This window comes from Peterkaempfera griseoplana (genome assembly GCF_001418575.1).
GTDB lineage: Bacteria > Actinomycetota > Actinomycetes > Streptomycetales > Streptomycetaceae > Peterkaempfera > Peterkaempfera griseoplana.
In genome coordinates this window covers 1-15,005 of record NZ_LIQR01000317.1, presented here as the reverse complement: position 1 = coordinate 15,005, position 15,005 = coordinate 1, and the positions used below count along the sequence as shown (strand labels likewise).

General features: G+C 73.1%; 14 protein-coding genes and 1 pseudogene. 13 read left to right on the top strand and 2 right to left on the bottom strand.

From position 1 onward, the window contains the following. The 4 genes from AOK09_RS23285 to AOK09_RS23270 all read left to right on the top strand — a co-directional run. A partial coding sequence (locus AOK09_RS23285) for an ATP-dependent 6-phosphofructokinase (RefSeq protein ID WP_055589185.1) occupies window positions 1-954 on the top strand: 954 nt, incomplete at its 5' end. A gap of 55 nt (window positions 955-1,009) precedes the next feature. Further along, window positions 1,010-1,822: a bifunctional hydroxymethylpyrimidine kinase/phosphomethylpyrimidine kinase gene (gene thiD / locus AOK09_RS23280; RefSeq protein ID WP_055589184.1), complete on the top strand. Its 813-nt coding sequence runs from the start codon at window positions 1,010-1,012 to the stop codon at window positions 1,820-1,822. A gap of 528 nt (window positions 1,823-2,350) precedes the next feature. Then, on the top strand, window positions 2,351-2,656 hold the full coding sequence (locus tag AOK09_RS23275) for a hypothetical protein (RefSeq protein ID WP_055589183.1): 306 nt from the start codon (window positions 2,351-2,353) through the stop codon (window positions 2,654-2,656). A gap of 942 nt (window positions 2,657-3,598) precedes the next feature. Continuing rightward, entirely contained in the window at window positions 3,599-4,264 is a 666-nt protein-coding gene (locus AOK09_RS23270) for an Rv1733c family protein (RefSeq protein WP_157876004.1), read from the top strand. A gap of 192 nt (window positions 4,265-4,456) precedes the next feature. Here the strand turns inward: AOK09_RS23270 and rpmB are convergent. Further along, a pseudogene (gene rpmB, locus AOK09_RS43875) lies at window positions 4,457-4,567 on the bottom strand (50S ribosomal protein L28); the annotation flags it as partial. Between the two features lie 264 nt (window positions 4,568-4,831). Between rpmB and AOK09_RS23260 the strand changes: the two are divergent. The 9 genes from AOK09_RS23260 to mutM all read left to right on the top strand — a co-directional run bounded on the left by AOK09_RS23260 (window position 4,832) and on the right by mutM (window position 14,433). Further along, window positions 4,832-6,487: a DAK2 domain-containing protein gene (locus tag AOK09_RS23260; protein ID WP_055589181.1), complete on the top strand. Its 1,656-nt coding sequence runs from the start codon at window positions 4,832-4,834 to the stop codon at window positions 6,485-6,487. A 36-nt stretch (window positions 6,488-6,523) separates the two neighbouring features. After that, on the top strand, window positions 6,524-8,758 hold the full coding sequence (gene recG / locus AOK09_RS23255; protein ID WP_055589180.1) for an ATP-dependent DNA helicase RecG: 2,235 nt from the start codon (window positions 6,524-6,526) through the stop codon (window positions 8,756-8,758). 496 nt (window positions 8,759-9,254) lie between these two features. Continuing rightward, on the top strand, window positions 9,255-9,863 hold the full coding sequence (gene rsmD, locus AOK09_RS23250; RefSeq protein ID WP_055589179.1) for a 16S rRNA (guanine(966)-N(2))-methyltransferase RsmD: 609 nt from the start codon (window positions 9,255-9,257) through the stop codon (window positions 9,861-9,863). 57 nt (window positions 9,864-9,920) lie between these two features. Next, window positions 9,921-10,412 carry a pantetheine-phosphate adenylyltransferase gene (coaD, locus tag AOK09_RS23245; protein WP_055589178.1) on the top strand — a complete coding sequence of 164 codons (492 nt, stop codon included), beginning with the start codon at window positions 9,921-9,923 and terminating at the stop codon, window positions 10,410-10,412. A gap of 138 nt (window positions 10,413-10,550) precedes the next feature. Further along, window positions 10,551-11,717 carry an ATP synthase F0 subunit B gene (locus tag AOK09_RS40330; RefSeq protein WP_055589177.1) on the top strand — a complete coding sequence of 389 codons (1,167 nt, stop codon included), beginning with the start codon at window positions 10,551-10,553 and terminating at the stop codon, window positions 11,715-11,717. 223 nt (window positions 11,718-11,940) lie between these two features. Continuing rightward, window positions 11,941-12,552 carry a YceD family protein gene (locus AOK09_RS23235; RefSeq protein WP_063796040.1) on the top strand — a complete coding sequence of 204 codons (612 nt, stop codon included), beginning with the start codon at window positions 11,941-11,943 and terminating at the stop codon, window positions 12,550-12,552. Between the two features lie 2 nt (window positions 12,553-12,554). Further along, window positions 12,555-12,728, top strand: coding sequence for a 50S ribosomal protein L32 (gene rpmF, locus AOK09_RS23230; protein ID WP_055589175.1), 174 nt, complete (start codon window positions 12,555-12,557; stop codon window positions 12,726-12,728). A gap of 19 nt (window positions 12,729-12,747) precedes the next feature. After that, window positions 12,748-13,551: a ribonuclease III gene (gene rnc, locus AOK09_RS23225; RefSeq protein WP_055589174.1), complete on the top strand. Its 804-nt coding sequence runs from the start codon at window positions 12,748-12,750 to the stop codon at window positions 13,549-13,551. A gap of 18 nt (window positions 13,552-13,569) precedes the next feature. Then, complete coding sequence (gene mutM / locus AOK09_RS23220; protein ID WP_055589173.1) at window positions 13,570-14,433, top strand: bifunctional DNA-formamidopyrimidine glycosylase/DNA-(apurinic or apyrimidinic site) lyase; 864 nt, start codon at window positions 13,570-13,572, stop codon at window positions 14,431-14,433. 158 nt (window positions 14,434-14,591) lie between these two features. Here mutM and AOK09_RS23215 read toward each other — a convergent pair. Continuing rightward, window positions 14,592-15,005: CAP domain-containing protein (locus AOK09_RS23215; protein WP_245687438.1), on the bottom strand; the 414-nt coding region annotated here is incomplete at its 5' end.

Here is a 15,005-nt window from a genome sequence, read left to right as displayed (position 1 = left end):
CGGGCCGTGGACGTCCACGGCGACGAGGTCGTCGGCATCGAGGACGGCTACCTGGGTCTGATCGAGCAGCGGGCCCGCCCGCTCGGCCACGACGACGTCACCGGCCTGCTCACCCGGGGCGGCACCATCCTGGGCTCCTCCCGGGTGGAGCACCACCGCATCCACCAGGCCGTCGACCGCGCCGGGGAACTGGCCGCCGGGCTGGGCATCGACGCGCTGATCGCGATCGGCGGGGACGGGACCTTCACCGCTGCGCGGATGTTCTGCGAGGCGGGGCTGCCGGTGGTGGGTGTCCCCAAGACCATCGACAACGACGTCAGCGCCACCGATGTCTCCTTCGGCTTCGACACCGCCGTGTCCGTCGCCACCGAGGCCGTCGACCGGCTGAAGACCACCGCCGAATCCCACCAGCGGGTGATGGTGGTGGAGGTGATGGGCCGGGAGGCCGGGTGGATCGCCCTGGAGGCGGGCATGGCCGGCGGTGCCCACGCCATCCTGCTGCCCGAGAAGCCCTTCGACATCGAGGCGATCTGCGTGATGATCGAGGAGCGCTTCGCCCGCCGCAAGAAGTTCGCCATCGTGGTGGTCGCCGAGGGCGCCCAGCCCGCCCCCGGCACGCTGCGGCTGGACCCCGGCAGCATCGACCAGTACGGCCATCGCAGGCACGGCGGGCTCGGCACCCGGCTGGCCGTGGAACTGGAGCACTGGCTGGGCCAGGAGGCCCGGCCGGTGATCCTCGGCCACACCCAGCGCGGCGGCCCGCCCACCGCCCGTGACCGGGTGCTGGCCTCCCGTTTCGGCTGGCACGCCGTGGAGGCCGTCCACAAGGGCGCCTTCGGCTGGTTCACCGCCCTGCGGGGCACCCTGGTGGAGCTGGCCACCCTCAGCGACGCCATCGCTGCCCCCAACACCGTGCCGCTGCACCGCATCCTGGAGGCCGAGGCGGTGCTCTGACCGGCCCCTCCACCCGCCTGCGCCGCACGCTCCGCGGGACGGGTAGGTTGAACTCATGTCCGACTCCTCCGCGTCCCACCAGGCACCTCCGCGGGTGCTCACCGTCGCCGGCTCCGACTCCGGCGGCGGCGCAGGCATCCAGGCCGACCTCAAGGCCATGCTGGCGCTCGGGGTGCACGGGATGAGCGTGATCACCGCTGTCACCGCTCAGAACTCGCTCGGCGTGCAGGGTTACTGGGAGCTGCCGGCCGAGGCGGTGCGGGCCCAGTTCCGCAGCGTGGTGGACGACATCGGCGTCCAGGCGGTGAAGACCGGCATGCTGGCCTCGGTGGAGCTGGTGGAGACCGTCTCGGAGCTGCTCGCCGCGGTGGACGCCCCCGTGGTGGTCGATCCCGTGGGCGTCTCCAAGCACGGCGACGCGCTGCTGGCCGCCGAGGCCGTCGCCACCGTACGGGAACGGCTGCTGCCGACCGCCACCGTGGCCACCCCCAATCTCTACGAGGTGGAGCAGCTGACCGGTGTCAGGGTCGCCGGTGAGGCCGACATGCGCCGGGCCGCGGAGGCGGTGCTGGCGCTGGGGCCGCGCTGGGCGCTGATCAAGGGCGGCCATCTGCCGGGCCGCGCCGCCGATCTGCTCTTCGACGGCGAGCAGGAGCACTGGTACCGCGCCGAGCGCCATGACAACCGGCACACCCACGGCACCGGGTGCACCCTGGCCAGCGCGATCGCCGCGGAGCTCGCCAAGGGCCTGGAGGTGCCGGCCGCAGTGGCCGCCGCCAAGGAGTACGTCACCGGCGCCATCCGCGCCGGCTTCCCGCTGGGCGCCGGGATCGGCCCGGTCGACCACGCCTGGCGGCAGCGGGGCTGACGACGCACGCCTCTGCCGGAGCTCCGCCGGGAGTGCACGTCCGGCGGAGCTCCGGCATGTGCGGGCCTGCCGCTCGCGCAGGGAGCGGTGGGGTGAGCCGTTGTCGTCCAGGCCGAGGACGGTGACGTCGCTCCGACGCGTCCGTCCGCCAGTGGCCCGCTCGGGGCGGGCATTGTTCCGGTATCAATTTGCCTGCGCCGATGATTGCCCGCACTCGAATCCGGCGCTTATCTCATCCTTATTAACTCGGCGGCTTCGAGTTGACAGCGGATCTGCGCGGACGGAGACTCGAACCCGAGAGGACAGAGGGAACAACCGTTCGAGTCCGGGTGGAGATTTCTCAATCCACCTTTCTCCGGCCCGATGTCGCTCCTCTCAATCGCTCACATCCACAGGAGGTGTGCCATGCGCACTCGTCTGGTGTTCGCAGCTGTTGCTGGACTCCTTTCCCTCCCGCTGGTCGGAGCTGTTCCGGCCCAGGCGGCAACGAGTCCTTCCCACGGAGCGGTCAAGGACTCCAAGGGAGTCGTGAAGGTCTCGAGGGACTTCAGCTGCACCGTCGGTTCCACGTTCAAGAACTGCAGTACGACGATCAGCGTCAAGCCCGGCGAGTCCCTTCTCGTCAGCGTCAACGGCGACGGTGATGTGACCTCGGGAGACTTCCGGGCACGCAAGGCGGGCAAGACGCTCAGGCAGGTCTCGGACGTCTCGTCCGATGACGCCGACTCGACGCTGGTGTGGACGAACGACAGCCACGCGAGCGTCAGTGTGCAGATGCAGGTGAAGTCGAGCGACAAGGGAACCATCAACGGCACCTTCCAGACCGAGTCCTAGGCCGCAGGGCCGGGACGCGGAGCCGAGGGCGCGCGACCTGCGCGATCATGCCGACCGCAGGTCGCGTGCCCTCGGCTGTCGGGTCACCGCTTCCGGAGCGGAAGCCCCCGGCGACCGGGCCGCTCGGTGCAACCGGCCGGGGGATGTCCGCACGTTCCGAACTGCTCGCACTTCCCCGGTCCGCTGAGTTCGGTACCGGGGAAATCGGTGTGGATATCCGGATGTTTGTGGGGGATGATGTGCGCGTACACCGGAGAACCGCTGCGTCCGGCCAGGGGGCGGGCGGACGGCAGTCGGTGCGGTGTGGCGGACGACTCGCCTCCGCTCCGCCCGATGGGAAGTTCCGGGGAGGCGCCTCGCGTGATTCCGGCTATGTCCGTGAATTTTGGCAGAGGCAGCCGTGCCGCACCGCTGTCGGCGCCGGGATAATTGCCGGAGATATCGGCTCCCCAGGCGCGGCAATTTCCGGCGATTCCCGCAGGGCGGTCGGGAAGCGCACTTCGCTGCCGTTCCGCCGCATTCCCCTGACGGTTTCCCGCGATTCTCCACCCCAGACCGTGGACTCCCTCCCCGCGCCGCCGACCGAGGACGTGGGGCAAGGGGACGTGGAGCAATGAGGCTGACGGAGCAATGAGGCTGACGTCGTCGGCGTCCCGCCGGTCGAAGGCTCCCGGGTCCGGCGCGCCCGCGCACCCCTCGACGAGCGGGCTCGCCGCGGCCGTACCGAGGCCCTCCGCGAACGCCGAGGGCCGCACGGAGCCCTTGGGCGGGCGACGCGACAGGTGCCGGAGAGACGGGTGCCAAGGAGGCGCGGGCACCAAAGAGACCAGTGCCGGAGTCGAACCGCGTGCATGCTCAGGCCGTACACGGGGAAGTGCATCAGAACCAGGCGGGTTCGGTCGTCCCTCCGCGACTGCGGGGCAGGCTCGGGAGGCGAGGATGATGGCCGACGGGACAGCACAGCCGCACCGGGACGGGAAGCGCCGGCCCGTACGGACAGCACTGCGCCGGTCCGCGCTCTGCGCCCGGCAGGCCTGCGGCACCGACCGCAATCCGTTGTGCCGCCGCAGCGACCGCACGCGCGCCCGGCTGCTGGTGCTGCTGGTCACCCTGCTGCTGCTCGCGCCGCTGCCGGCGCTGCTGATCGGCGGGCTCGCGTACCAGCAGGGTCGCCACACCGCCGAGGTCCAGCTGGCGCAGCGCAGGCAGGTCGCCGCGGTGACGCTGGCGTCCGCGCCCAAGGGGCAGGCCAGGATCGGGCAGCAGTCGGAGGTGCCGGTGGCCGCTCGCTGGAGCCTGCCGCCGGGACACTCCCACACCGGTCAGGTGCTGGTCGCCCCCGGCACCGCGGCCGGGGCCCGGGTGCCGCTCTGGGTGGACGCCTCGGGGCAGCCGGCCAGGGCGCCGCGCAGCTCCGCCGACATCACCGCGGACGCCTGGTTCGCCGCGGCCGGCACTCTGGCCGCGATCGCGTCCTTCGCGGTGACCGGCGTCGCCCTGACCCGTCGCTCTTTGGACCGCCGGGACGACCTGGCCTGGACCCGCCAGTGGGCCGAGGTGGAGCCGGAGTGGTCGGGACGGCGCCCGCACGGGATCGACGGCCGCTGACCGCAAAGCCCCCAACCGCCGTCCGGACGACCCCCAGCCGCCGGACATGCGAAAGGCCGGCCCACCCCCGAGAGGGTGGACCGGCCTTCCGCTGAACCGGGTGTACCGGCCTGCGCGTCAGCGCGAGACCTTGCCGGCCTTGATGCACGAGGTGCAGACGTTGAGCCGCTTCGGCGTCCGACCGACCACGGCACGCACCGTCTGAATGTTGGGGTTCCAACGACGGCGAGTACGGCGGTGCGAGTGGGAGATGTTGTTGCCGAAGCCCGGCCCCTTGCCGCAGACGTCGCAGTTGGCAGCCACGGGAGTCACTCCAAAGACTTCAGATCACTTACGTTCCAAAACCCCGGAAGACCACACACCGTGGGAACGGATGCCGGGCCAAACCGAGACCGAAGCCCGGACTTGGCCGGGCAACCGGAGCAGCATACATCCGCCACTCCTGTAGAACGAAACTACCATGACCCGGGCACCCACCGCCGCCGGGCACCCGGCCGGCCCGGATAGCCTGCCTGCGGCAGGGCCGTGAACCGGGGCCCGCCGACAAGCGCCAGTGGAGGAGACCAGGTGCCGGACACGCTCGACGCTCCCGTCGTACGCACCTGGTGCCGACTGGCCCTGGCTGCGGTCGGGCAGGCGCGCGAGGAGATCGACGCGCTCAATGTCTACCCGGTTCCCGACGGGGACACGGGCACCAACCTCTATCTCACCCTGGAGTCCGCCGCCGCCGCCCTCGACCCGCTCTTCGAGCCGTCCGGCGGTACCGGCGCCGCGCCCGGCCTGGGCGACGCCATGCAGGCGATGGCCCGCGGTGCCCTGCTGGGCGCCCGCGGCAACTCCGGGGTGATCCTCGCCCAGCTGCTCCGCGGGATGACCGAGGTGCTGGCCGACGGCGGGGGAGCGGGCGACTCCGCGGCGCTGCGCCGGGCGCTGCGCCGGGCCGCCGACGCCGGCTACGAGGCGGTCGCCCGGCCCGTCGAGGGCACCCTTCTCACCGTCGCCGCGGCGGCCGCCCGGGCCGCCGAGGAGTGCTCGGGCAGCCTGGTGGAGGTGACCGACGCGGCGTACGAGGCGTCCCGCCGCGCCCTGGCCGCCACCCCCGGGCAGCTGGACGTCCTGGCCAGGGCCGGTGTGGTGGACGCCGGCGGCCGCGGGCTGGTCGCCGTACTGGGCGCACTGGCCGACGCGGTGGCCGACCAGCGGCCGCTGGGGCCCCTGGCACTGGACTCGGGACCCCGCCGCCGGGAGATCACCTCCCAGGCGGTCCACGGCTGCGCCGACGTGGCGGAGCCCGCGAGGCCCGGCGGGAGCCCGGCGTTCGAGGTGATCTATCTGCTGGACGCCCCCGACGAGGCCCTGCCGGCGCTCCGCGCCCGGCTGGCGGAGGTGGGGGACTCCCTGGTGGTGGTCGGCGGCGACGGGCTGTGGAACGTCCATGTGCATGTGGACGATGCCGGAGCGGCGGTGGAGGCGGGGATAGCGGCCGGCCGCCCCTACCGGATCCGGATCACCCATTTCGGTGACGCCGCCCGCCGCACGGCCGCGGAGCCGCGCGAGAACTCCGGCCGGGCCGTGATCAGCGTGGTCCACGGCAGCGGCATCGCCCGGCTCTGCACCGAGGCCGGCGCCGCCGTGCTGCACGCCGACCCCGACCGGCCGCCGTCCAGCGCGGAACTGGCCGGCGCCGTCCGCCGCGCCGAGGCGCGCGAGGTCGTGCTGCTGCTCAACGACCCGGAGCTGCGCGCGGTCGCCGGCGCCGCCGCCGACCAGCTGCGCGGCGAGGGCATACGGGTGGCGGTCATCCCCACCCGCTCGCCGGTCCAGGGACTGGCCGCACTCGCCGTGCACGAGGCCGGACGCCGCTTCGACGAGGACGTCGTCTCCATGACCTCCGCGGCCGGCGCCACCCGCTACGCCGAACTGGCCGTCGCCGAGGGCGAGTCCTGGACCATGGCCGGTGTCTGCCAGGCCGGCGACGTCCTCGGCCTGATCGACGGCGACGTGGCGGTGATCGGCAGCGACCTCGGCGGAACCGGTGAGGTGGTGCTGGACCGGATGCTGGCCGCCGGCGGGGAGCTGCTCACCCTGGTCCTCGGCGACGGCGTGCCGCAGCAGCTCGCCGACCGGCTGGTCGCCCAGGTGCGGCGGCTGCGCCCCGAGGTCGACACGGTGGTCTACGACGGCGGCCAGGAGTCGGCGCCGCTGCTCATCGGCCTGGAGTGACGCCCGCTGTCCGAGGCGTGAGGTGGAATGGATCCGATGTCCGCACTCGACGAACCCCTGAAGAAGCTGGTCGGCGACCGTACCGCGAAGGTGCTCGCCGACAGCCTCAAGCTGCGCACCACCGGTGACCTGCTGTACCACTTCCCGCGCCGGTACGCCGAGCGCGGCGAGCTGACCAGCCTGGACGAGCTGGAGGTCGACGAGCACGTCACCGTGGTCGCCCGGATCGAGAAGGTGACGCTCATCCCGTTCCGCCAGCGGCGGGGCGACCGGCTGGAGGTGGTGGTCACCGACGGCCGCGGCCGGCTGACGCTCACCTTCTTCAACCAGGGGTGGCGGGAGAAGGAGCTGCGCCCGGGCGCCCGCGGCCTGTTCGCGGGGAAGGTCGGCGTCTTCCAGCGCACCCGGCAGCTGGCCAACCCCGACTACCAGCTGCTGGACGCGGACGCCGAGTCCGGTGCCGCGGAGAAGTTCGCCGGCCGGCTGATCCCCGTCTACCCCGCCTCCGCCCAGGCCCCCAGCTGGAAGATCTCCCAGTGTGTGGAGATGGCCCTGGACAGCCTGGCCGCCACCGGCTGGGAGGGCGTCGGCGAGCCGCTGCCCGAGGGGCTTCGGGCCGACCGCGAACTGCTGCCGCTGCCGGAGGCGCTGGAGCGCATCCACCGGCCCCGCAACCAGGCCGACGTGGTGATGGCACGCTCCCGGCTGAGGTGGGACGAGGCCTTCGTGCTGCAGGTCGCCCTGGCCCGCCGCCGCGCCACGGACTCCGCCCTCCCCGCCGTCGCCCGCGTCGCCCCCGCCGACGGCCTGCTGGACGCCTTCGACGCCAGGCTGCCGTTCACCCTCACCGACGGCCAGCGCAAGGTCACCGCCGAGATCTTCGCCGACCTCGCCCGGGAACACCCCATGCACCGGCTGCTGCAGGGCGAGGTCGGCTCCGGCAAGACCATGGTGGGGCTGCGGGCGATGCTGGCGGTGGTGGACACCGGCGGGCAGGCGGCCATGCTGGCGCCCACCGAGGTACTCGCCCAGCAGCACCACCGGTCGATCACCGAGATGATGGGCGACCTCGCCGAGGGCGGCATGCTCGGGGGCTCCGACGTGGGGACCAAGGTGGTGCTGCTCACCGGCTCCATGGGCACCGCGGCCCGCCGCCAGGCCCTGCTGGACCTGGTCACCGGGGAGGCCGGGATCGTGGTCGGCACCCACGCCCTGATCGAGGACAAGGTGCAGTTCCACGACCTGGGCCTGGTGGTGGTCGACGAGCAGCACCGCTTCGGTGTGGAGCAGCGCGACGCCCTGCGCAACAAGGGCAAGCAGCCGCCGCATCTGCTGGTGATGACGGCCACCCCCATCCCCCGCACGGTGGCCATGACGGTCTTCGGCGACCTGGAGACCTCCGTACTGGACCAGCTCCCGTCCGGGCGCTCGCCCATCGCCTCCCATGTCGTCCCCGCCCTGGAGAAGCCGCACTTCCTCGCGCGGGCCTGGGAACGGGTCCGCGAGGAGGTCGGCAAGGGCCACCAGGCCTATGTGGTCTGCCCCCGGATCGGGGACGAGGACGAGCCCCCCGGGGGGAAGGCGAAGCGGAAGTCCGCGAAGGAGCGGGAGGACCTGGAGGACCTCGATGACGAGGGCGCCGACGCCGAGGAGCGACGTCCCCCGCTGGCGGTGCTGGATGTCGCCGCCCAACTGCGCGACGGCCCGTTGGCGGGGCTGCGGGTGGAGATCCTGCACGGCAGGATGCAGCCCGACGCCAAGGACGAGGTGATGCGGCGGTTCGCCGCCGGCGAGGTCGACGTGCTGGTCGCCACCACGGTGATCGAGGTCGGCGTCAACGTCCCCAACTCCACCGCCATGGTGATCATGGACGCCGACCGCTTCGGGGTCTCCCAGCTGCACCAGCTGCGCGGCCGGGTCGGCCGTGGCAGCGCCCCGGGGCTCTGCCTGCTGGTCAGCGACATGCCCGCCGGGTCCGCCGCACGGGCCCGGCTGGACGCGGTGGCGGGCACGCTGGACGGGTTCGAGCTCTCCCGGATCGACCTGGAGCAGCGCCGCGAGGGCGATGTGCTCGGCCAGGCGCAGTCCGGGGTCAAGTCCTCGCTGAAGGTGCTGTCCGTCCTCCAGGACGAGGAGACCATCGCCGCCGCCCGTGAGGAGGCCGTCCGGCTGGTCTCCGACGACCCGGCCCTGGCCCGCCACCCGGATCTGGCCGCCGCCCTGGAGAGCCTGCTGGACGAGGACCGCGCGGACTACCTGGAGAAGGGCTGACGGCTGGTGCCCGCAGGCCGCGGGGGCGGTCGCCGGTGGTCGCCGTGACGGGGCCGCCCCTCGGGCCCCTGCAGGCAAGGAGCCTGACATCACGTCAGCTGTGGTGTGCCGAGGGCGTCGTGTCGCAGTGGCCCGCGCTCGACCACGACGTGCCGCGCAGGCGCCCCGGCCCCGGTGCCCCTGGGTGCCGCAGCGCGGAGGGGGACACAGGTGCGGCGCGTCCACGACGGTGACACCCCCGCCCGGACGGCCGCCCGCGCCGGCCGCACCTGGCCCCCGAACGCGGTCGTGATCCGCGCCGCCCGAACGCGGCCGTCCACGCCACCCCGAGTGCGGCCCCCCGCCTGCCCCGGGCGCGCCACGCCCCTCGCGCTGCCGGGGCCCCGCCGTGGCCCCGACCCACGCAGCCGGGCCCCGCGGGATCCACCCGCGGGGCCCCGCCGTATAGCGTGGAGGGGCCACCCGCACCACCACCCCGTGAGGAAGCACCAGCCCCATGACCCGCGTGATCGCCGGAGCGGCCGGCGGCCGCCGTCTGGCCGTACCGCCCGGCCAGGGCACCCGTCCCACCTCCGACCGTGCCAGGGAGGCCCTCTTCTCCACCTGGGAGTCGCTGCGCGGCACCCTGCACGGGGCGCGGGTGCTGGACCTGTACGGCGGCTCGGGGGCGGTGGGCCTGGAGGCGCTGTCCCGGGGCGCCGCCCACGCACTGCTGGTGGAGGCCGACGCACGAGCCGTCCGCACCATCCGGGAGAACGTCCGCACCCTGGCCCTGCCGGGCGCCGAGGTGCGGGCCGGCAAGGCCGAGCGGATCGTCGAGGGCGACGCGCCCGGGGAGCCGTACGACCTGGTCTTCCTCGACCCTCCGTACGCGGTCACCGACGGCGGACTGCGCGAGATTCTGGTCACACTGTCCACAGGGGGGTGGCTCGCGGCCGACGCGCTCGCCACCGTGGAACGCAGCACCAGAGGCGGTGAGTTCACCTGGCCGGAGGGGTTCGAACCGCTGCGCTCGCGCCGTTACGGCGAGGGCACGCTCTGGTACGGTCGCGCCGCCGCTCCGGACGGCGGAACCGTGTCGGACCGGCCGGAAACGATCGGGTAGCAGAGTCGGCCCACCCTCACGGCAGAGCCGCCGGGGCCGGAGAGCGAGGATCACGTGTTGCGCCGCGCCGTCTGTCCGGGGTCCTTCGACCCCATCACCAACGGTCACCTCGACATCATCGAGCGGGCCTCCAAGCTCTACGACGTCGTCCATGTCGCCGTCGCGATCAACAAGTCCAAGCGGGGCCTGTTCACGGTCGAGGAGCGCATCCGGATGATCGAGGAGGTCACCGCCTGCTACGGCAACGTCCAGGTGGAGTCGCACCACGGCCTGCTGGTCGACTTCTGCCGGGACCGCGGCATCCCCGCCATCGTCAAGGGCCTGCGTGCGGTCAGCGACTTCGACTACGAACTGCAGATGGCCCAGATGAACCACGGCCTCTCCGGTGTGGAGACCCTCTTCGTCCCCACCTCGCCGACCTACAGCTTCCTCTCCTCCAGCCTGGTCAAGGAGGTCGCCGCCTACGGCGGCGACGTGGGCCACCTGGTGCCCGGGCCGGTGCTGCAGCGCCTCACCAAGCGGATGGCGGAGCGCGCCGCCGAGCAGTGACCCCGCCCGGTGCGGGCGGTTTCTGCCGATGTGTCACCCGGGCTCGCCGGACCCGTTCACCCGCACCCCCGAGGTGGTCGTAGAGTTTCAACTCCCGCCCCGCCGCACCCCGGCGCACACGGAGAGACGTGAGCCACAGTGGACGTGCAGAACAAGCTCGACGACATCGTCGCGGCCATCGAGAGCGCCCGGTCCATGCCGATGTCGGCGTCGTGCGTCGTCAACCGGTCCGAGCTGCTCGGCCTGCTGCAGGAGCTCCGGGAGTCGCTCCCCTCGGAGATCTCCCAGGCCCAGGCGGTGATGGCGGACCACGAGCAGGTGGTGGCCGAGGCCCGCGCCGAGGCGGAGCGCATCATCCACGGCGCCCACGCCGAGCGCGGTTCGCTGGTCTCCGACACCGAGGTGGTGCGCCGCTCCCAGGCGGAGGCCGACCGGCTGCTGGCCGAGGCCCGCGGTGAGGCGGCGGAACTGCGCCGGGAGGCCGACGACTACGTCGACAGCAAGCTGGCCAACTTCGAGGTCGTGCTCACCAAGACGCTGGGGGCGGTCGGCCGCGGCCGGCAGAAGCTGCTCGGCCAGGGCCCGGACGCCGGCGGCGACTACGGCCAGGGCGTCTACGGCGACGGCGGTTACGGCGAGGGCGAGGACGGCGAGGAGTTCGAGCCGAGGGTCTCGCCCAGCCCCGAGGTCGACGAGTACGTGGACGTCAAGCTGGCCACCCTGGAGACGGTGCTCAGCAAGACCCTGGAGGCGGTCGGCCGCGGCCGCGACAAGCTGCTCGGCAAGCAGCCCATCGACGAGCTCGCCGCCTATCTCGCCGCTGCGGACCAGGCCCAGCAGGACAAGGACCGCGCCGCCGCGGTGGCGGCCGGTTTCGCCGCCGCCGACGCGCAGGAGGTGGCCGCCGGGACCGGCGGCGGTGAGGTCGGTCAGGCGTGGTTCCGCGACGAGGCGGGCGCCGCCCAGCAGGGCTGGGGGGAGCAGGGCGGCGGCGGGACGGCCTGGCAGCAGCCCGACCCCTATGCGGCGGCCGCCGCGGCCCAGGGCGACTACACCCAGGACTACGGGTACCAGCAGCAGGCCTGGCAGCAGCAGGACCCGTACGCGGCGCAGCAGCCCGGCTACACCGACGGCTCCGGCTACCCGGCGCAGCCCGGCTACGCCCCCCAGGAGGCGTACGGCCACGGGTACGGCTACCCCCAGCAGGCGCCCGTGCCGCAGCAGCCCGGCCTCGACGAGACCAGCTTCTTCGACACCAGCGTGATCGATGTGACGCGGCTGCGGGAGCTGGGCGGCGGGCGCTGACCCGGCCGCCCGGGCAGGCCGCTGAGGAGTGAAGTTGGGCCAGGCCCGGCCGTCCGGTATCCTGACTGCTCCGGCCTGTTCAGCGCCGGGGTTGTCGCCTGCCCCGACCCCTTCCGGGGGCGCCGCAGGGCCGCCGTCAACGTGAGCCGTATGCGTCGCGCAGGGATGCGCACGCCGTAGGAAGCAGGACATCCTGAACCGCCTCGACCACCGCGATCCCCTCGTGTTCGACACGCACGAGCTGGGCCGTCGTCCGGGTTCGATGCGCAGGGTGACCCGCACCGTCGAGGCTCCCGACGACTTCGGCATCGATGTGATCGGCGTTCCCGCCAAGAGCCCGGTCGAGCTGGACATCCGGCTGGAGTCGGTGGTGGAGGGCGTACTGGTCACCGGTACCGCCACCGCAGGCCTCGCCGGCGAGTGCGTACGCTGTCTGGAGCCCGTCGAGGACGACCTCGAGGTGGACTTCCAGGAGCTGTACTACTACCCGGAGGACGACGGCCGCATCCGCGGTGCGTCCGCCGCCGGCGCGTCCGACGAGGACGACGAGGAAGAGACTTACCGCCTGGAGGGCGACCTGTTCGACCTCCAGCCGGTGCTGCGTGACGCGGTGGTGCTCGCACTGCCGCTGCAGCCGGTGTGCCAGGACGACTGCCTGGGCCTGTGCTCCGAGTGCGGAGCGCGGCTGAGCGACGACCCGGACCACCACCATGACGCCGTCGACCCCCGGTGGGCGGCACTGCAGGGACTCTCCGCCGCCCCCGGCGACGAGGGTGACGGGAACGACGAGGACAGCAACGCCCGTGAGGGCGCTGCCGAGAACCAGGAGAAGTAGCCGTGGCTGTTCCGAAGCGGAAGATGTCGCGCAGCAACACGCGCCACCGCCGTTCGCAGTGGAAGGCTGCGGTCCCGGCCCTGGTGGCGTGCGACCGCTGCCACGAGCCGAAGCTCCCGCACATCGCGTGCCCGAGCTGCGGCACCTACAACCGCCGCCAGGTCCTGTCGGTCTGATCGGCAGGAGTACGGATCGATGTCGGACGGAACCACGACCTCCCGCAAGGGCGCCTCATCCGGGGCCGAGTCCACGGACAGGGCGGCCGCGCGGCCGACCTCGACCACCTATGACGTCCTGGAAGGGCGGCTCGGGTACACACTCGAGCCCGCCCTTCTGGTACGTGCACTGACGCACCGCTCGTTCGCCTACGAGAACGGCGGCCTGCCCACCAATGAGCGCCTGGAGTTCCTGGGCGACTCGGTGCTCGGCCTCGTGGTGACCGACACCCTCTACCGGATCCACCCGGACCTCCCCGAGGGCCAGCTGGCCAAGCTGCGTGCCGCGGTGGTCAACTCCCGCGCGCTGGCCGACGTCAGCCGCGGCCTCGACCTGGGCGCCTTCATCCGCCTCGGCCGGGGCGAGGAGGGCACCGGCGGCCGCGACAAGTCGTCGATCCTGGCCGACACGCTGGAGGCCATGATCGGTGCGGTCTATCTCGACCAGGGCCTCGACGCCGCCTCCGAGCTGGTGCACCGGCTCTTCGACCCGCTGATCGAGGAATCCTCCAACCTCGGCGCCGGCCTGGACTGGAAGACCTCGCTGCAGGAGCTCACCGCCACGGTGGGCATCGGCGTCCCCGAGTACCTGGTCAGCGAGTCCGGCCCGGACCACGAGAAGACCTTCACCGCCACCGCCCGCGTCGGCGGCGAGGAGTACGGCACCGGCACCGGCCGCTCCAAGAAGGAGGCCGAGCAGAAGGCCGCGCAGAGCGCCTGGCACGGCATCCGGGAGAAGTACGGCGTGGAGACCCCCTCCGGCGGCACCGCGCCCACCGCCTGAGGACGGTCGCGACCACCCATGCCCGAGCTGCCCGAGGTCGAGGTCGTCCGGCGGGGCCTGGAACGCTGGGTCAGCGGCCGGGCCATAGCCGAGGTGCAGGTGCTGCATCCGCGTGCCGTCCGCCGCCACCTCGCCGGTCCCGTCGACTTCGCCGCCCGGCTCACCGGCCGCACCTTCGGCCCCGCACACCGCCGCGGCAAGTACCTCTGGCTGCCCCTGGACGGCACCGGCTGCTCACTGCTCGGCCACCTCGGGATGAGCGGCCAGCTGCTGGTGCAGCCCCCCGACGCGCCGGACGAGACCCATCTGCGGGTACGGCTGCGGTTCAGCGACGGCGGCCGGGAACTGCGCTTCGTCGACCAGCGCACCTTCGGCGGCCTCACCGTGCACCCGGCCGAGCCCGGCGACCCGGAGGCCACCCCGCTGGCCATCGCCCACATCGCCCGGGACCCGCTGGACGCCCGCTTCGACGACGAGGCCTTCCACACCGCGCTGCGCCGCCGCCGGACCACCGTCAAGCGGGCGCTGCTGGACCAGAGCCTGATCAGCGGTGTCGGCAACATCTACGCCGACGAGGCGCTGTGGCGCGCCCGGCTGCACTACGACCGTCCCACGGCCACGCTGACCCGTCCGCAGACCGCGCTGCTGCTGCAGTCGGTGCGGGAGGTGATGGCGGCCGCGCTGGCCGTCGGCGGGACCAGCTTCGACAGCCTGTATGTCAACGTCAACGGTGAGAGCGGCTACTTCTCCCGGGAGCTGGACGCCTACGGCCGCCGCGACGAGCCGTGCCGCCGCTGCGGCACCCCGATCAGCCGCGACCCCTGGATGAACCGCTCCAGCTACTTCTGCCCCCGCTGCCAGCGCCGCCCGCGCCTGCGCTGACCGGGATCCGCCGCCGTCGGCCTCCAGCCCACCGGACGCCCCCGGCCGTCACCGCCCCGCCCGCCGTCCCCGCTGCGGGCCCGCCACGGGCACAGCCGCCCCGGCCCGCTCCCGGGGAGGGCCGAGGGGACGTCACCGGGCGTCCGACCGCCGCCTGCTCAGAAGCCGAAGTCCTGCGTCCACCAGGGGCCGCCGGTGCCCTCGTGGACCCCGACGCCGAGCTTCTTGTAGTCGCAGTTGAGGATGTTGGCCCGGTGGCCCGGGCTGTTCATCCAGGCGTCCATGACCTCCGCGGGCGTCTGCTGCCCGCGGGCGATGTTCTCCCCGCCCAGGTAGCCGATGCCGGCCGCGGTCGCCCGGTCCCAGGGGCTCTTCCCGTCCGGGTCGGTGTGGTCGAAGAAGCCACGGGCGGCCATGTCGTCGCTGAAGTCACCGGCCAGTTCGGCGAGGGCGGGGTCGGCGACCAGCGGTCCGCAGCCGGCCTTGGCCCGCTCCTGGTTGACCAGGGTGAGCACGGCGGCCCGCACCACGGCGTCGGTGTCCGCCGACCTGCCGGGGGCGGCGGTGGCGGT